The 16,802-nt window shown below is 70.8% G+C and carries 14 protein-coding genes; 8 read left to right on the top strand and 6 right to left on the bottom strand.

Annotation, left to right across the window (positions count from 1 at the left end):
• Positions 1-145 precede the first annotated feature (145 nt).
• From LRX76_RS12290 to LRX76_RS12270, 5 genes are all read left to right on the top strand, one after another.
• Positions 146-1,570, top strand: a complete 1,425-nt coding sequence (locus LRX76_RS12290; RefSeq protein WP_231805629.1) for a YncE family protein — start codon at positions 146-148, stop codon at positions 1,568-1,570.
• Between the two features lie 167 nt (positions 1,571-1,737).
• The gene (gene fepB / locus LRX76_RS12285) at positions 1,738-2,712 is read left to right on the top strand and encodes a Fe2+-enterobactin ABC transporter substrate-binding protein (RefSeq protein WP_231805627.1); all 975 of its coding nucleotides are present in this window, start codon (positions 1,738-1,740) and stop codon (positions 2,710-2,712) included.
• Positions 2,713-2,763: 51 nt separating this feature from the next.
• A complete protein-coding gene (locus LRX76_RS12280; RefSeq protein WP_231805625.1) occupies positions 2,764-3,798 on the top strand; it encodes an iron ABC transporter permease in 1,035 nt (344 codons plus the stop codon).
• Complete coding sequence (locus tag LRX76_RS12275; RefSeq protein WP_231805623.1) at positions 3,795-4,844, top strand: iron chelate uptake ABC transporter family permease subunit; 1,050 nt, start codon at positions 3,795-3,797, stop codon at positions 4,842-4,844. The genes LRX76_RS12280 and LRX76_RS12275 overlap by 4 nt, the downstream gene beginning before the upstream one ends.
• A 14-nt stretch (positions 4,845-4,858) precedes the next feature.
• A complete protein-coding gene (locus tag LRX76_RS12270) occupies positions 4,859-5,677 on the top strand; it encodes an ABC transporter ATP-binding protein (protein WP_231805621.1) in 819 nt (272 codons plus the stop codon).
• Positions 5,678-5,870: 193 nt separating this feature from the next.
• On the opposite strand, the gene LRX76_RS12265 is transcribed toward LRX76_RS12270, so the two are convergent.
• Positions 5,871-6,239, bottom strand: coding sequence for a TfoX/Sxy family protein (locus tag LRX76_RS12265; RefSeq protein ID WP_231805619.1), 369 nt, complete (start codon positions 6,237-6,239; stop codon positions 5,871-5,873).
• Positions 6,236-6,721 (bottom strand): GAF domain-containing protein, encoded by a 486-nt coding sequence (locus LRX76_RS12260; RefSeq protein WP_231805617.1) that lies wholly within the window; start codon positions 6,719-6,721, stop codon positions 6,236-6,238. The genes LRX76_RS12265 and LRX76_RS12260 overlap by 4 nt, the downstream gene beginning before the upstream one ends.
• A 177-nt stretch (positions 6,722-6,898) precedes the next feature.
• Between LRX76_RS12260 and bioD the strand changes: the two genes are divergently transcribed.
• Positions 6,899-7,567, top strand: a complete 669-nt coding sequence (bioD, locus tag LRX76_RS12255; RefSeq protein ID WP_231805836.1) for a dethiobiotin synthase — start codon at positions 6,899-6,901, stop codon at positions 7,565-7,567.
• A gap of 36 nt (positions 7,568-7,603) precedes the next feature.
• Here bioD and LRX76_RS12250 read toward each other — a convergent pair whose 3' ends face one another.
• From LRX76_RS12250 to queD, 3 genes are all read right to left on the bottom strand, one after another.
• A complete protein-coding gene (locus tag LRX76_RS12250; protein ID WP_231805615.1) occupies positions 7,604-8,158 on the bottom strand; it encodes a hypothetical protein in 555 nt (184 codons plus the stop codon).
• Between the two features lie 256 nt (positions 8,159-8,414).
• Positions 8,415-8,807 (bottom strand): phasin family protein, encoded by a 393-nt coding sequence (locus LRX76_RS12245; RefSeq protein WP_231805834.1) that lies wholly within the window; start codon positions 8,805-8,807, stop codon positions 8,415-8,417.
• A gap of 133 nt (positions 8,808-8,940) precedes the next feature.
• Positions 8,941-9,294 carry a 6-carboxytetrahydropterin synthase QueD gene (gene queD / locus LRX76_RS12240; RefSeq protein WP_231805613.1) on the bottom strand — a complete coding sequence of 118 codons (354 nt, stop codon included), beginning with the start codon at positions 9,292-9,294 and terminating at the stop codon, positions 8,941-8,943.
• 175 nt (positions 9,295-9,469) lie between these two features.
• Between queD and LRX76_RS12235 the strand changes: the two genes are divergently transcribed.
• Together LRX76_RS12235 and LRX76_RS12230 are read left to right on the top strand one after the other, a co-directional pair.
• Positions 9,470-12,094, top strand: a complete 2,625-nt coding sequence (locus LRX76_RS12235) for a TonB-dependent receptor (RefSeq protein ID WP_231805611.1) — start codon at positions 9,470-9,472, stop codon at positions 12,092-12,094.
• 293 nt (positions 12,095-12,387) lie between these two features.
• Entirely contained in the window at positions 12,388-14,970 is a 2,583-nt protein-coding gene (locus tag LRX76_RS12230) for a M14 family metallopeptidase (protein WP_231805609.1), read from the top strand.
• Positions 14,971-15,076: 106 nt separating this feature from the next.
• Here the strand turns inward: LRX76_RS12230 and LRX76_RS12225 are convergent, their stop codons facing one another.
• Entirely contained in the window at positions 15,077-16,456 is a 1,380-nt protein-coding gene (locus tag LRX76_RS12225) for a DEAD/DEAH box helicase (protein ID WP_231805607.1), read from the bottom strand.
• Between the last annotated feature and the right edge of the window lie 346 nt (positions 16,457-16,802).

Here is a 16,802-nt window from a genome sequence, read left to right as displayed (position 1 = left end):
GAGCTGCTGCCGTAACCGGTCGTTGCGCCCGTCGGGTGCGAGCCGGTCCATCCACCATTGTTCGTTCCATCCCATGTTGCCGAGGCAGCTCCATCCCAGGCAGATCGCAACCGCGCCTTGCGGCGCCCCTGAAGAGGTCCAAGCCATGAAACACCGCTCCTCCGCCTTCCGTTCCTCCCGGCTCCTGCGTACGGCTTTGCTGGCGCTGGTGCTGGGTTCTGCCACGCCGCTGGCGCTGGCGCAGAGTGCGTTCACCGCGCCCGACACCAGCTTCGCCGGCCGCCTCAGCCTCAAGACCCCGGTGGCCTATGCCGGCGACCGCGTCGAGCTGGCTGGCGAGGGTTTCAAGCCGGGCCAGAAGATCACCCTGCTGCGCGGTGCCTCGGTGCTCAACGCGCAGCCCTACGTGGCCGATGCCGAGGGCAAGTTCGGCGCCGAGCTGGCGCTGCCGGCCGATGCCGCCGCCGGTCGCCATCCGCTGCTGGTGCGGGTGGACGGCCCGGATGCGGCCCAGGTGTTCGAGCTGAAGGTCTCGCCGAAGCTGGCGCTGAAGGGAGAGCAGGATTTCAGCATCCGTTCCGAGCCGCTGGTGCGCGGGCTTTACCAGTCCGCGTACAGCGCCAGGAACCACGCGCTGTTCGTCACCGCGGCGGTCGGGCGTCCGCCGGTCAAGCAGTCCGAGCTGGTCAAGGTCGATCCGAAGACGCTGAAGATCGTCGCCCGCGTCACCCCGGCGGCGGCCCCGGCCCCGGAAGCGCGCCCGGGCCAGCCGCCGCGCGAGGGCGGGGTGTACGCGGTCTACGGCGTGGGCGTGGACGACGCCAACGGCAACGTGTGGGTGACCAACACCCGCCAGGGCACGGTGGCGGTGTACCGCCAGTCCGACCTGTCGCTGGTCAAGCAGTTCCCGGCCGAGGCCGTGCCGCATTCGCGCGACGTGGTGATCGACGGCAAGCGCGGCAAGGCCTACGTGTCGGCGGTAGGCGAGACCCACGTGTCGGTGTTCGACACCCGCACGCTCGAGCACGTCAAGGACATCGAGATCGCCACCCGCCAGCGCGGCGAGAAGTTCACCCCGACCAGCCTGGCGCTGGACGAGGCCGGCGGCAAGCTGTTCAGCGTGAGCCTGTCCACCCCCGAGGCGGTGGTGATCGATACCGCCAGCGACCAGGTGGACAAGGTGATCCCGCTCAGCAACGTCACCAGCGCCATCGGCCTGGCCTGGGACCCGGGTGCCAGGCGCCTGCTGGTGGTGGCGCAGGGCAGCGACAACCTGCTGATCGTCGATCCGGCCAGCGGCAGGATCGAGCACGACGTGGCGGTGGGCGCCGGCCCGCTGAACGTGGCGGTGGATCCGGTGTCGGGCCTGGCCTACGTCAGCAACCGCGCCTCGGGCACCATCGCGGTGGTCGACCGCGCCGGTACGCTGGTCGCCAACCTCGACGGCGGCACCTTCCCCAACCACGTCCACGCCGACGGCGCGGGCGCGGTGTTCGCGGTCAACAAGTCGCGCGGCGAGGACGACCCGAAGGGCGACCGCGTCACCCGCATTTCGCACAAGGCGAAATAGGCGCTCGCGTGTCGCGCCGCCGCCGGCGCCGCGACACCGCCAGGGAGCGGCAGCGACGAACGATCGCGGCGGCGCAGGTCGCCGCGATCGGCCCGCCCGGCGGCCGACAACGGCAGGCGGTTCGGGCAAACTGTAGGCGATACATCGATCTTTGGCGGATGGGCGAGATGTCGGCATTGAAGCGTGGATTCGGTTGGCTGGCTGTGTGCGGTCTGGGCCTGGCCCTGGCTGCCTGCAGCCGCGAGGGTGCGGGCGTGGCGACGTCGGAAACGCAGGCTGCTGCGGCCTGGCGCAGCTTCGACAACGCCGATGGCACCGTCACCGCGATCCCGAAGCCGCCCGAACGCATCCTGTCCACCTCGGTGGCGATCACCGGCACCTTGCTGGCGATCGACGCGCCGGTGGCGGCCAGCGCATCGACGTCGAAGAACCAGTTCTTCGCGCAATGGGCCGACGTGGCCGGGCAGCGCAGCGTGGAGAACGTCTGGCCGGCGGGCAGTGTCGACCTGGAGACCGCCTACGCGGCCAAGCCGGACCTGATCGTGGTGGCCCGCACCGGCAACGATTCGGCGATGCAGCAGCTGGCCGAGCTGAGGAAGATCGCGCCGACCATCGTGCTCGACTACGGCGACCGGACCTGGCAGGACCTGGCCGTCGAGCTGGGCCGCGCCACCGGGCACGAGGCCCAGGCGCAGGCGCGCATCGCCGCCTTCGACCGCCATGTCGCCGAGGCCAGGGCGAAGATCCGCGTGCCCGAGGGCAAGACCAACATCATCAGCTTCAACGGCCCCGGCATGGGCAACCCGATCGCCACCCGCGAAAGCGCCCACGGGCGCCTTCTCGGCGCGCTGGGCTTCGACATCGAGGAGCCGGATCCGTCCTGGCAGACCAACAGCGCCGGTTCGCGCAAGGACTTCGTGTGGGCGCCGTACGAGAACCTGGGCCGCTTGAGCGCGCGCACCACCTTCCTGCTCAGCGTCGACGACGACGGCACGCGCGCCTTCCTCGCCGATCCGGTGCTGGCCAACCTGCCGTCCGTACGCGCACGCCAGGTGCACGGGCTGGGGCGCAATTCGTTCCGCATCGACTATTTCAGCGCGACCGAGATCGTCGACGGCATCGTCGAAAAATTCGCCAAGTGATGCACGGCCCGGGTGTGGGACGCAGGCATGCGCAGGGCATAGGCACGAACCGTGACGGTTGAGGTATCCCGCCTGGGGCCGCGCGCGCGCGCGCGGCGGCGCCGCGACGGCCTGCTGCTGGGCCTGCTGGTGCTGGTGTTGCTGGTGGCGGCCAGCTTCTGCGTGGGTACCCACACGATCCCGCTGGCGGTGACCTGGGAGGCGCTGCATGCGTTCGACCCGGGCAACAGCGACCATCTGCTGGTGCGGCTGCTGCGGGTTCCGCGCACGCTGATCGCGGTGGTCGTCGGCTGTGCGCTGGGCGCGGCCGGCGCGGTGATGCAGGCGCTGACCCGCAATCCGCTGGCCGATCCCGGGCTGCTCGGGGTCAACGGCGGTGCGGCGACCGCGATCGTGGTCGCGGTGGCGTTCTTCGGCATCACCGACGTCGTCGGCTACCTGTGGTTCGCGCTGGCCGGCGCGGCACTGGCCGGCGGCGGGGTCTACCTGCTGGGCGGCGCCCGCCGCGGCATCGACCCGGTGCGGCTGGTGCTGGCCGGCGTGGCGCTGACCGTGGTGCTGCAGGCGGTGGCCCAGGTGATCCTGCTCAACAGCGACGATTCGGTGTTCGACCAGTTCCGCCACTGGTCGGTGGGTTCGCTGCAGGGACGCGGCCAGGGCGTGCTGCTGCCGGTGGCGGTGACGGCGGCACTGGGGCTGGGGCTGGCGCTGGTGCTGGCGCGGCCGCTGGATGCGGTGATGCTGGGCGAGGAGCTCGGGCATGCGCTGGGCGCCAACCCGGCCCGGGTCTGGACCCTGGCGATGCTGTCGGTGGTGATCCTGGCCGGCGCCGCCACCGCGGCCGCCGGGCCGTTGAGCTTCATCGGCCTGACCGCGCCGCACCTGGCGCGCAGGGTGGTGGGGCCGGAGCACCGCTGGCTGATCCCGTACTCGATGCTGGTCGCGGCGATCCTGCTGGTGGCGGCCGATACCCTGGGCCGGATCGTCGCGCGCCCGGGCGAGATCGGCGTGGGCATCATGGCCGCGCTGATCTGCGGGCCGTTCTTCGTGGCGCTGGCACGCCGGCGCCGGATCGCGCACCTGTGAGCGGCAGCCTCTCCCGCATCGGCCCGGGCCGGGCCTGGCGCGGTGCCGACTGGTCGGTGGTGCTGTACCCGCGGGCGTGGACGGTCGCCGCGGTGCTGTCGCTGCTGGCGCTGGCGTTCGTCGCGGCCGAGCTGCTGGCCGGGCGCATGGCGCTGGCGCCGGCACAGGTGCTCGACGCGCTGCTGGGCCGCGGCGACGGCGGTATCGTCGACCGCGTCGTGCTCGAGATCCGCCTGCCGCGCGCGCTCACCGCGCTGTTCGCCGGCGCCGCGCTGGGGGTGTCGGGCGCGGTGTTCCAGTCGGTGTCACGCAATCCGCTGGGCTCGCCGGACGTGATCGGCTTCACCACCGGCGCGGCGGCCGGCGCGATCGCGCAGATCGTGCTGTTCGACCAGGGCGTGCTGCAGGTGGCGCTGGCCGCGGTCGCCGGCGGCCTCGCCACCGCGGTGCTGGTCTACCTGCTGTCGCTGCGCTCGGGCGTGACCGGCGGCTACCGGCTGGTGCTGGTCGGCGTCGGCGTCGGCGCGATCCTGGACGCGCTCAACGGGCTGATGCTGGTCAAGGGCGATCTCGACAACGCGGTGATGGCCAACCTGTGGCGTGCCGGCTCGCTGGACGCGCGCGGCTGGAACCATGTCGTCCCGGTGGCGATCGGCGTGCTGCTGCTGCCGTGCGTGCAGGCGCTGGCACGCCGGCTGGAACTCATCGAGATGGGCGACGACATGGCCCGCCAGCTCGGCATCGCGGTGGAGCGCACGCGCCTGCTGGCGATCGCCGCCGCGGTGGTGCTGGCGGCACTGGCCACCGGCGCCGCCGGGCCGATCGCCTTCGTCGCGCTGGCCGCGCCGCAGCTGGCGGCACGGCTGTGCGGCGGCGGCAGGCTGCCGGTGCTGGCCTCGGCCGCCATGGCCGCGTGCCTGCTGCTGTTCGCCGACCTGCTCACGCAGTCGCTGCCATGGCGCTTGACCTTGCCGATCGGGCGCACGACCGGGATCGTCGGCGGGATCTACCTGATGTGGCTGCTGACCCGGACGCGCAAGGCTTGAGAGGGAACGGACCGATGACCGACACGGGCGCCGACGCGATCGCATCGCCGCTGTACGGCGAGAAGCTCACGCTGTCCTACGAGTCGCGGCAGGTGACGCGCGCGCTGGACGTGCGCATCCCGGCGGGCCGGATCACCGCGATCGTCGGCCCCAACGCCTGCGGCAAGTCCACGCTGCTGCGTGCGCTGGCGCGGCTGCTGGCGCCGCAGTCCGGACGGGTGGTGCTGCACGGCCGGGACATCCGCAGCTATCCCACGCGCGAGGTCGCGCGCATGCTCGGCCTGCTGCCGCAGTCGCCGGTGGCGCCCCCGGGCATCTGCGTCGCCGACCTGGTGGCGCGCGGCCGCTTCCCGCACCAGACCCTGCTGCGGCAGTGGTCCGAGCAGGACGAACGCGCCGTGCTCGCGGCGATGCGGCAGACCCAGGTGGACGCGCTGGCCGAGCAGCCGGTCGATGCGCTGTCCGGCGGCCAGCGCCAGCGCGTCTGGCTGGCGATGGCGATCGCCCAGGAAACGCCGATCCTGCTGCTCGACGAGCCGACCACCTTCCTCGACATCGCCCACCAGTACGACCTGCTGGAGCTGTGCCGCCGGCTCAACCGCGACGGCGGTCGCACCCTGGTGATGGTGCTGCACGACCTCAACCAGGCCGCGCGCTACGCCGACCACATCATCGCGATGAAGGCCGGCACCATCCTCGCCACCGGCGCGCCCGCCGAGGTGATCACCCCGGAGCTGATCGAATCGGTGTTCGGCATCCGCTCTCTGGTCGTGCCCGATCCGGTGACCGGCACGCCGATGGTGGTACCGGTCGCGGGAGGCGCGCACGAGTAGGCCCCGGATGCGGCGGGGCCGTCGATTCCGTCCCTTGAACCCGGGGCGTGGCCCGGGCAAGCGAAGCGCGCCCGGCATGCCGTGAGACCCCGGGTGCGCTTTGCCTCCCCGGGCTGCGTGGCCAAGGTTCTACCGGTGAAGCCTGCGGCCGGGGCAGGCGCCGTCCGTTCCGTGCGGCGCCGATCCATGGACTTCAGGGGGCGTCGTGCGTCTCCGCCGCTTCCTCGCCGCTGTCGGCGTCGTCGGCCTGTTGCGGATGGCTCGAATACACCGGCGCGGCGACCGGGCGTCCGCGCGGCGGCGGCAGGTCGGCAGCGGCCGCCTCGTACTCGGCCACCAGTTGTTGCCGGCGCGCGGCGGGGATGTCCTGCCAGTGGCAGCCGATCAGCGCACCCTCCAGCGAGTACAGCAGGTTGAGGCTGGGCTTGAAGCCGGCGCGCCTGACCTTGACGAAGGCGGCGACCGCACCCGCATCGGCCAGGTCCTGCTGCGTGCGCACGCCGACCTGGCGCAGCCAGGCCGCGCTCTTGGGGCCGATGTTGCGCAGCTGCGAGGTGCTCACGCCAGTGCGCCGAGGAAGACTCCGGCGATGGCTTCCAGCCCGCGCTGGTCGTCCGCGTCGAAGCGCGCCGGCAGCGGGCTGTCCAGGTCGAACACCCCGACCAGCGCGCCGTCCTTGACCAGCGGGACCACCAGTTCCGAGCGCGACGCCGCATCGCAGGCGATATGCCCGGGGAAGGCGTGCACGTCCTCGATGCGCTGGGTCTGCCGGCTGCTGGCCGCCGCGCCGCACACGCCCTTGTCCAGCGCGATGCGCACGCACGCCGGCAGGCCCTGGAACGGGCCGACCACCAGCTCGCGGCCGTCGAAGAAGTAGAAGCCTGCCCAGTTCAGGTCGGGCAACGCGTGGTAGACCAGCGCCGACAGGTTGGCGGCGTTGGCGATGCGGTCGCCTTCGCCATCGACGAGGGCCTGTGCCTGCGCCAGCAGCTGGGCGTACTGTTCCGGCTTGCTGCCGGCGAGCGTGGAAGTGGAAAAGGACATCGGCCGATTCTAGAGCCAATCGGCCGGCGCCGCGTACGCCGGACGCCACGTGGCGGCGGAGTGCCGGCGCGCGCCCGTATCCGTCGACCCGGCGGGGGTGCCACGGGCGCGGCGAGACGCGAGAATGGCGGATTCCGGCCACCATCGTGGCCGCAGCGGAAACCCACCTTGAGTCCCATCGCCTCGTTGTACGTCACCGGTACCGATACCGGCATCGGCAAGACCTTCTCCAGCTGCGTGCTGCTGCATGCGCTGCGCGCCGCCGGCCTGCGCGCCGTGGGCATGAAGCCGGTCGCCAGCGGCTGCGAACGGGTCGACGGCCAGTGGCGTAACGAGGACGCGCTGGCGCTGCTGTCGGCCAGCGATCCGCAGCCGTCCTATGCCGACCTCAATCCATACGCGTTGCCGCAGCCGCTGGCGCCGGAACTGGCCGCCGCCGAGGCCGGCGTGGACATCGGACTGGATCTCGTCGCCACTGCCTACGGCCGCCTGCGGTCGCTGGCCGATACCGTGGTGGTGGAAGGCGTCGGCGGCTGGGCGGCGCCATTGAGCGCGGACATCGACCAGGCCGACCTGGTGCGCGCGCTGCAGCTGCCGGTACTGATGGTGGTGGGCCTGCGCCTGGGCTGCATCAACCATGCGCGGCTCACCGCGGCGGCGATCGCCGAGGCTGGGCTGGAATGCATCGGCTGGATCGCCAACGAGGTGGATCCGCAGATGGCGCGCCGCGACGAGAACTTCGCGATGCTGCGCCGGCGCCTGGCGATGCCGTGCTGGGGACGGTTGCCGTGGGCTCCCGGCACCGAGCCGCGCCGGCTCGCCGGGCGGTTGTCGCTGCCGGATTGACGGGCAGCGGCCGCGTCAGCGGCTCTCGCCGGCGCCTCAGCCCGGCGGCGGCAGCCAGTCCGCGCCGCGGCGGATGCGCGGCCGCAGCCAGCCGACGAGGGCCACCAGCAGCGAGCCCAGCACCAGGTATTCCAGCAAGCGGAACGGCATGACGATCCAGCTGCTGATCCCGCCGACCTTGCTGCCGGAGGCGTCGACGAAGACGAAGTCGTAGTTGATCCCGGTGCTGCCGCCGCCATGGCTGATGATCTCGTCCACCGCAAGCGTCGCTCCCGCCGGCGCGAACAGCCATTGCAGAGGTGCGTTGTAGAGCGTGTTGCCGCGCGAGTCCATCAACATGCCGAAGAAGGCGAACAGGCACACCGCGATCGAGGCTGTGGTCGGGCCGTTCCAGTTCAGGCGGAATTTCCACAGCAGCAGCACGAACACCGCCAGCAGCAGGCAGCTGGCGAAGCCGTCCAGGAACACCATGCCGTTGAAGGCCACGAAGATGCCGCCGGCGATGGCACCGAGTCCCGCCAGGAGCAGCAGGAATCCGCCGAAGATCGTCAGTGCCGTCCTGAGGCGGCCGGGTTGTCGCTGGGGAGTCAAGCGCGTGTCCTTGCCGGTGCAACGGTCGCTGCCGTTCGCAGCGGCCCGCGATTATAGCGGCGGGACGATGCGCGGCTGCCGTCGATTGCGGCCGCCCCGCTCCCGGCCGGGCGCGCGCGGGCGTCGCTCCGCGCGGAAGGATCGTGCCGAAGAAACGACCGCGCAAAAGAAAAGGCCCGGCAGAGGGAGGGATCTGCCGGACCTTGGATTTGCATGGGGGGGAGGGACCCCATGCAAATTCGGTGAACTCGTGTTGTCAGCGTCCGCGCGTGGCCCTGGCGGCCTTCACTGCGGCGCTCTGGAACCGATCGCTTGCCGCTTCCATCTCCTTCCTGGCCAGCTGGCCGATGGCCTCGCCGGTCTTCAGGCTCAGGTCCACCGCTTCGTGGTTGGCCGAGGCCAGGCGGTCCAGGTTGTCGCGAACGATCTTCCAGCCTTGCGGCAGCAGCGTCTGGTAGGCGCCGATGTCGCGGATCTCGGCGAACTGGCCGAGAAAGCCGGCCGCCGCGTTGATGTTCTTCTCGAAAGTCTTGAGCTGCATGCCGAACACGCTCTCCGCGTTCTCCAGCGCCAACCGGTTCGCACGGGCCGCGGTCGCCGCGAACTGGTGCGTGTAGCTGCTGAGGTCTTCGTTGAACGGCGCTGCCATCTGCAAAACCACGAACTTCCCTATTGGTTCGCAGCATACCGCATCCGTGCTGCGTTGCAACAACCTGCGCGAAAAATTTACCTGCGCCGGGATATCCATTGAAAATCAACGGGTTGGCAGGTGGCGGCGGCGGTCAGCCGCGGTAGCGGCAGCCGGAAGTGCAGGTCTCGTGGACCACGACCTCGCTCAACTGCGGCAGCGCGGGCTTCAGGCGCTCCCAGATCCACATCGACAGGCGTTCGCTGGTCGGGTTGTCCAGGCCTTCGATCTCGTTGAGATAGTGGTGGTCGAGCTGGTCGTACAGCGGCTGGAACGCGGCCTTGATGTCGCCGAAGTCCATCACCCAGCCGCTGTGCGGATCGGCCTGGCCGGAGACGTGCAGCTCGACCCGGAACGAGTGCCCGTGCAGCCGTGCGCACTTGTGGCCGGGCGGCACGTTCGGCAGCCGGTGCGCCGCTTCCAGGGTGAAGACCTTGAAGATATCCATGGGGGGCATTGTAGCGGGCGCGCGTGCTCCGGCAGGGCGGTGCCACGAAAGGCAATGTGTCGTCGCCGACACGCGTCGTCACATTTCGCCATGAGGACATGAGCCAAGGCCATTTTTTCCCTGAACCGGCGGATGGCCCAATTGCGGATTCTCCCTACGTCCTCTGGATTCAGCGATGCCGAAAGCTGCACCCCTGGCGGCCGCCCTGGCGCTGTCGTTGTCGGCCCTGCCCGCCGCCGCGCAGGATGGCTCCGACAGCAAGACCCTGGCCACGGTCACCGTCACCGGCTCCAACATCAAGCGCACCGATACCGAGACCGCCAATCCGGTGCAGGTGATCGAGCGCCAGCAGCTGGAGCAGTCCGGCAAGGCCACGGTGGCCGACGTGCTGCGCTCGATCTCGGCCAACACCGGCAACGCCGCCAACGAGACCAGCAACAGCGGCTGGGCCTCCGGCTCGGCCGGCATCGGCCTGCGCGGGCTGAGCCAGAAGAACACCCTGGTGCTGCTCAACGGGCGCCGGCTGGCCAACTACGGTTTCCCCGCCGGCGGCCTGTCGGACACCTTCGTCAACCTCAATGCGCTGCCGCTGGTGGCGGTGGAGCGCATCGAGGTGCTCAAGGACGGCGCCTCGGCGGTGTACGGCTCGGACGCCGTGGCCGGCGTGGTCAACATCATCACCCGGCAGGGCTTCGAGGGCGCCGAACTGGGCGCCAGCGCCGGCACTTCCGACCAGGGCGGGCTGGACGAGCACAGCGTCAGGTTCGTCGGCGGCCTGGGCGACCTGGAGCGCGACGGCTACAACATCCTGGTATCGCTGGAGGGCTACAACCGCGAGCGCCTGGACCAGGACCAGCGCCGCCTGACCCGCTCGGGCATCTATACCGACCTGCCGGGCGGGCGCTGGAACGGCTGGTCGGCCAAGGGCGCGCGGTTCCTGATCGATGGTGCGTCGGTGCCGATGCTCGATGCCGATGGCAACTGCCCGGCCGGCAGCGTACTCACCGCCAGCGCGCCGATCGATGGCCTGGCCGGCGACACCTGTGCCTTCAACCAGGCGCCGTACACCACGCTGATCCCTTCCACCAAGCGCTGGCAGGGCTACGCCAGCGGTACCTTCCGCCTGGGCGACAACGTCGAGGCGTTCGGCGAGGTGCTCTATAGCGACATCAAGGGCGTGTCCTGGTTCGGCTCCAGCCCGTTCTTCACCCTGGAGGGCGGCCGCTTCGCGCTCAATGCCGACAGCGGGCTGGCCGAGCCGGTGTCCTCGCTGCTGCCGGCCGGCAATCCGTACAACCCGTACGGCTACGACGTGCCGATCGAGTACACCTTCTTCAACCTCGGCAGCAGCATCAAGACCAACCGCTCGCGGGCCTACCGCGGGGTGCTGGGCCTGCGCGGCTCGCTAGCGGGCTGGGACTGGGAAGTGGGCGCGTTCCAGGCCGAGAGCCACGAGCGCGAGACCGTGGCCGGCGGCTTCGCCGACCGGTGGGCGCTGGCCGACGCGCTGGCCAGCGGCAGCTACAACCTGCTGGACCCGGCGGCGACTGCGCCGGAGGTGCTGCAGGCGATCAACCTGAGCACGCTGCGCCCGGCCGATTCGGTACTCAAGGGCGTCGATGCCCGCATCACCGGCACCCTGGGCGAGCTGCCGGCCGGCAGCATCGGCTTCGCCGCCGGCGCGGAATGGCGGCAGGAGAAGCTGGATTCCTACAACCCGTGGCAGATCGATGCCGGCCTGCAGGTGCGTCCGGCGATCGCCGAGGTGCACGGCCAGCGCCAGGTGACCGCGGCCTACGCCGAGGTCAACGTGCCGCTGGCCAGCACGCTGGAACTGCAGGCGGCCGCGCGCGGCGACCGCTACAGCGACTTCGGCGATGCGTTCTCGCCCAAGCTCGGCCTGCGCTGGCAGCCGGCCGACTGGCTGCTGCTGCGCGCGGCCGCCTCGCGCGGCTTCCGCGCGCCGTCGCTGTCGGAGAACTCGCGCAGCACCAGCATCTCCTACGGCACCGTGGTCGATCCATACGACCCGGACGTGCCGGGCTCGCGCCAGAGCCCGACCTTCTTCACCGTCGGCAATGCCGACCTGGACCCGGAGCGCACCCGCAGCTTCAACGCCGGCTTCGTGCTGTCGCCGTGGGCCGGCACCAGCCTGAGCGTGGACTATTACCGCATCAAGCTGGACAACCTGATCGGCACCAACAACAGCACCACGCTGGTGGAGCAGAACGATCCGGCCAACGTCTCGCGCGACGAGCGCGGCAAGCTGCTGGCGGTCTACAACCGCTACCAGAACCTGTCCGAGCTGGAGACATCCGGCATCGACGTGGAACTGCGCCAGCGCTGGAACAGCGAGCGCTGGGGCCAGTTCGGCCTGTCCAGCGCGCTGACCTACGTGATCGACTACAAGCGCCCGCAGGTGGTCGGCGGGGAAACGGTGGACTACGCCGGCAGCAACCTCGGCCCGTCGCTGCCCGACACCAAGGCCACCACCACGCTGGACTGGTCGGTCGGCGACTGGCGCAGCGCGCTGACCTGGTACTACACCAGCGGCTACGACCAGAAGGGCAGCGCCGCCGCCTCGGCGGTGCAGGACACGGTGGCCAGCTACAGCCAGCTCGACCTGTACCTGGGCTACGAGGGCATCGAGCGGCTGACCGTGTACGCCAAGGTGCAGAACCTCGGCGACCGCGAGCCGCCCTACGATGCCACCTTCCCCGGCGTGCGCGCGCCCTACGACTTTACCCAGTACGACCTGCGCGGGCGCTACTTCACCGTCGGCTTCGACTACCGCTTCTGATCGTATTCCCGGTCCTGATCAGCATCGAGTGCCAGCAATCAAAGCCCCTCTCCCTGCGGGAGAGGGGGTGGGGTGAGGGTAAGGGGCGAAGCCCTCGCGATGTCCGGCTACATGAGGCTTCGCCCGTACCTTCATCCGCCCCTTCAGAGGACACCCGCACCCTCGCGGGGCAGGCTCTTCCCGAAAAGGGGGCCGTGGTCCTGCGGGGAGAAGGGAAACCGACACTCGATGCCAATCAGGCTCCCTTTCCCACTCGCGGCCGCGATGGCGGCCGCACGACAGGGGCCACGCACATGCCGTTCCGCCACCGTTTCCGCCGCTGGGCCGCCTTGCTGCTGCTGGCGGTCCTCGCCTCGGGCAATGCCGCCCTCGCCCAGTCCGGTTACTTCTTCCCGGCCGGCGGCGACTTCGATCCCGCCATTCCCTCGCCCGAGCAGTTCCTCGGCTATCCGATCGGCAGCCGCTACACCCGCCACGACGAGCTGGTGGCCTACCTGAAGGAACTGGACCGGCTGTCGGACCGCGTCAGCGTGGAGCAGATCGGCCGCAGCTACGAGGGGCGCCCGCTGCTGCTGGCCACCATCACCGCGGCGGAGAACCATGCGGACCTGGAACGGCTGCGCCAGGCCCATGCCAGCCTGGCCGATCCGGCGGCGCCGGAGTCGGCCGCGGCGCAGGCGCCGGTGGTGACCTGGCTGGCCTACAGCGTGCACGGCAACGAGACCTCCAGCGGCGAGGCCGCGCTGCTGACCGCCTACTACCTGGCCGCCGAGCGCGGGGCGCAGACGCAGCGCTGGCTGCGCGAGTCGGTGGTGCTGATCGACCCGGCGCAGAACCCGGATGGCCGCGACCGCGCCGCCAACTGGCACAACGCCTGGGGCTCGCGGCCGGCCTCGCCCGACCCGGCCGACAAGGAGCACGTCGAGCCGTTCCCCAACGGCCGCGTCAACCACTACCTCACCGACCTCAACCGCGACTGGCTGGCGCTGGCCCAGGCCGACAGCCGGCCCAAAGTGGCACACTTCCACCGCTGGTATCCCAACGTCCAGATCGACTTCCACGAGATGGGCAAGGACAGCACCTACTATTTCGAGCCTTCGCCGCGCAGCACCGAGAGCCCGCTGTTGCCGCGCACCTCCTACGAGGCCAACCGGTGGCTGGCGCGCTACCACGCCCAGGCGCTGGATGCGCTTGGCTCGCTGTACTACACCGGCGAGAACTTCGACAACTTCTCGCCGGTGTACGGCTCGACCTATCCCGACTTCCACGGCGGCGTCGGCGTCACCGTGGAGCAGGCCAGCTCGCGCGGGCTGGTGCAGGAATCGGCCAACGGGCTGCTGGAATTCCGTTTCACCATCCGCAATCAGGTCGCCACCGGCCTGGCCTCGGTGCGCGGCGCGGTGGAGGAGAAGCCGCGGCTGCTCGCGCTGCAGAAGTCGTTCTTCCGCAGCGCGCTGGAGCAGGCCGCCAAGTATCCGGTGCGCGACTGGGTGTTCGGCGACGCCGCCGACCCGACCCTGACCCGCCAGTTGCTGCAGGTGCTGCTGCAGCACCACGTCGAGGTACGCGCGCTGGCGCAGCCGGTGGCGGTGGACGGCCGCCGCTTCGAGCCGGGCTCGGCCTACGTGGTGCCGGTGCGCCAGCGCCAGTTCCGGCTGGCGCACGCGATCTTCGAGTTCACCCCGCCGGTGAAGGGCGACGTGTTCTACGGCGGTACCTCGTACGCGCTGGCGCCGGCCTACGGCCTGCACTACGCCGGCAGCCGCCGCGCGCTGCCGGCCGGCGCCGCGGTGACCGCGGCAGCGGCCGGCGAAGGCGGGGTGGCCGGAGGAGTGGCCGGCTATGCCTATGCCGTGGACCTGCGCGACTTCGGCGCCTACCGGCTGGTCGGCCGCCTGCTCGCCGAGGACCTGCGCCTGCGCGCGGCGTTCGCGCCGTTCACTGCCGGCGCGGCGTCCGCGGAGACGGCATACGGCCACGGCACGCTGGTGATCCCGGTGGCCGGGCAGGCGCTGCAGGGCGAGGCGCTGTGGCGCCGAATCGACGCGCTGGCGCGCGCGAGCGGCGTGCGGGTACAGGCACTGGCCAGTGGTCGCAGCCTGGCCGGCATCGATCTGGGCAGCGACAGCATCAAGGCGCTGCGCAAGCCGGCGGTGGCACTGGTGATGGGCGAGGGGGTGACCGCCACCGAGATCGGTTCGGCCTGGTATGCGCTCGACCATTCGCTGGGCCTGGCCTCCAGCAAGATCGATCCCGCGCAGCTGGCCACGGCGGACCTGGGCCGCTACACCACCATCGTGCTGGCCAGCGGCCGCTACGAGCGGCTCGGCGACGACGCGGTGGCCGCGCTCAGGCGCTGGAGCGAGAACGGCGGCTCGCTGGTGGCCTGGGGCACGGGCGCGCGCTGGGCGATCGACAAGGGCCTGGCCCGGGCCAGGATCCGCCAGGGCGGCGAGCCGCCGCGCGAGCGCCGGGACTTCGGCACCCAGCGCGACGTGTTCGCGCTGGACCGGGTCAGCGGCAACATCCTCAGCGCCGACATCGACCCCACCCATCCGCTCGGGTTCGGCGTGCAGCAGCGCGCGCTGCTGGTGAACAAGGAAACCGCGCTGGCGCTGGAACCGGGCGACAACCGCTACCTGGACGTGGTGCGCATCGACGATCCGCCGCGCGTCAACGGCTACCTGTCCGAGGCCAACCGCGCGCGCGTGGCCGGCTCGGTGTACCTACAGGTATCGCCGGCCGGGCAGGGCAACGTGGTGCTGTTCGCCGACGATCCCGGCCATCGCAAGTACTGGCACGGCACCGAACGCCTGCTGCTGAACGCGGTGCTGTTTTCCAACCACCTCAACCCGGCGCGCCAGCGCGGGGAGTAGCGCCTGCCGGCCGGGGCCGGGATTGCGAAGCCGATCGCAAACGAAGAAGGCTGCGCAATGCGCAGCCTTCTTCGTTCCGTTTGCCGTGGGCGCCGTGCGGCGACGCTCAGCCCTGGCGCGGCGCCGAGCTGCGGCGCTGGCCGCCGTCGCGGCGTCCGCCGCTGGGCTGCTGCTGGCGCGGTCCGGCGTTGCGCTGGCCGCCGCCGGGCTTCTTCGGCCCGGCATGGGCGCGGCGCGGGGCCTCGCCCTGCGGGTGCGGACGGCGGGCGTGGCTCTTGCGCGGGGCGCGCTCGCCGCCGGGCTGCTCGGCCTTGCCCGGGGCGCTGTTGCCCCAGCGGATCGGGGTCTGCAGCTCGAAGCCGGGCACGTCGCGGATGTCCATGTCGCGGCCGAGCATGCGCACGATCTGCCGCAGCAGCTTGGCCTCGTCCTGCGCCACCAGCGAGATCGCCTCGCCGGTGGAACCGTTGCGGCCGGTGCGGCCGATGCGGTGCACGTAGTCCTCGGCCACCATCGGCAGGTCGAAGTTGATCACCCGCGGCAGCTGGTCGATGTCGATGCCGCGCGCGGCGATGTCGGTGGCCACCAGCACGTTGACGCGGCCGGCCTTGAAGTCGCTTAGCGCGCGCTGGCGCTGGCCCTGGCTCTTGTTGCCGTGGATCGCCGCGGTCTTCACCCCGGACTTGTCCAGGAACATCGCCAGCTTGTCGCTGCCGTGCTTGGTGCGGGCGAACACCAGCGTCTGCACGCGCGCGTCCGCGCTCAGCAGGTGCAGCAGCAGCTCGCGCTTGCGGCTGCCGTCGACCGGGTGCACGCGGTGGGCGATGGTGTCGGCCACGGTGTTGCTCGGGGTGACCTGCACCTGCTTCGGGTTGTGCATGAACTCCAGCGCCAGCTGCTTGATGTTCTCCTCGAAGGTGGCCGAGAACAGCAGGGTCTGGCGGTTCTGCTTGGGCAGCTTGGCGAGGATGCGCTTGATCGAGGGCATGAAGCCCATGTCGAGCATGCGGTCGGCCTCGTCCAGCACCAGGATCTCGACCCCGGACAGGTCCACGCTGCGGCGCTCGAGGTGGTCGATCAGGCGGCCCGGGCAGGCGATCACCAGGTCCACGCCGCGGCGCAGCGCATCGATCTGGTTGCCCATGCCGACGCCGCCGTAGATCACCGCGCTGGGGATGCGCAGGTACTTGCTGTAGCCGCGCAGGCTGTCGTGCACCTGCGCCGCCAGTTCGCGGGTCGGGGTCAGTATCAGCGCGCGCGGCCGGCGCGGGCCGTTGACCGGCTGCGGGGTGGTGCCCAGGTGCTGCAGCAGCGGCAGGCCGAACGCGGCGGTCTTGCCTGTGCCGGTCTGTGCGCCGGCCAGAAGGTCGTGGCCTTCCAGCGCAAGCGGGATGGCCTGTTCCTGGATCGGGGTGGGATTCTCGTAGCCCTGTTCGGTCAGCGCACGCAGCAGGAAGGGCGCAAGGCCCATGGATTCGAAAGACATTGGTGGAGACGCTCCAAGAAGCAAAAATTTAGGGCCCCGCACATTGATGAGCGGCGCTGTTGCGAAGGATTCGCAAAACGACGCACACCCTGCGGCGTACGGATGATCCAATAGATCGGTGACTCGGAGCGTTCCCGTGAACCGCGCTGCGAGCAGGGGGAACAACCGGCGCGGATGCGCAGGCTGGAATGCATGACGAAGGGCGTCGGGTTGGGGGCGGGTGCGGAATCGCTAGGGATTCCGGGCACCGGCGATCCCGGAAGGGAAACGGACGAGCGCAGGCAGACCGGCCGAGTATACAGGCAAATGCACGGGGCCACAAAGACATGCGGCGCTGCAGCGGGAG

Origin of the sequence: Stenotrophomonas sp. MMGLT7, from assembly GCF_021168555.1 — a bacterium.
Lineage (GTDB): Bacteria > Pseudomonadota > Gammaproteobacteria > Xanthomonadales > Xanthomonadaceae > MMGLT7.
Note: the sequence above shows the minus strand (reverse complement) of the source record. Positions and strands in the feature narration are given on the sequence as shown.

Excerpts from the sequence above, each read along its gene's own strand:
- LRX76_RS12290 (WP_231805629.1), top strand. The coding sequence starts at position 146 with ATGAAACACCGCTCCTCCGCCTTCCGTTCCTCCCGGCTCCTGCGTACG.
- fepB (WP_231805627.1), top strand. The coding sequence starts at position 1,738 with ATGTCGGCATTGAAGCGTGGATTCGGTTGGCTGGCTGTGTGCGGTCTG.
- LRX76_RS12270 (WP_231805621.1), top strand. The coding sequence starts at position 4,859 with ATGACCGACACGGGCGCCGACGCGATCGCATCGCCGCTGTACGGCGAG.
- LRX76_RS12260 (WP_231805617.1), bottom strand. The coding sequence starts at position 6,721 with ATGTCCTTTTCCACTTCCACGCTCGCCGGCAGCAAGCCGGAACAGTAC.
- LRX76_RS12245 (WP_231805834.1), bottom strand. The coding sequence starts at position 8,807 with ATGGCAGCGCCGTTCAACGAAGACCTCAGCAGCTACACGCACCAGTTC.
- queD (WP_231805613.1), bottom strand. The coding sequence starts at position 9,294 with ATGGATATCTTCAAGGTCTTCACCCTGGAAGCGGCGCACCGGCTGCCG.
- LRX76_RS12235 (WP_231805611.1), top strand. The coding sequence starts at position 9,470 with ATGCCGAAAGCTGCACCCCTGGCGGCCGCCCTGGCGCTGTCGTTGTCG.
- LRX76_RS12230 (WP_231805609.1), top strand. The coding sequence starts at position 12,388 with ATGCCGTTCCGCCACCGTTTCCGCCGCTGGGCCGCCTTGCTGCTGCTG.
- LRX76_RS12225 (WP_231805607.1), bottom strand. The coding sequence starts at position 16,456 with ATGTCTTTCGAATCCATGGGCCTTGCGCCCTTCCTGCTGCGTGCGCTG.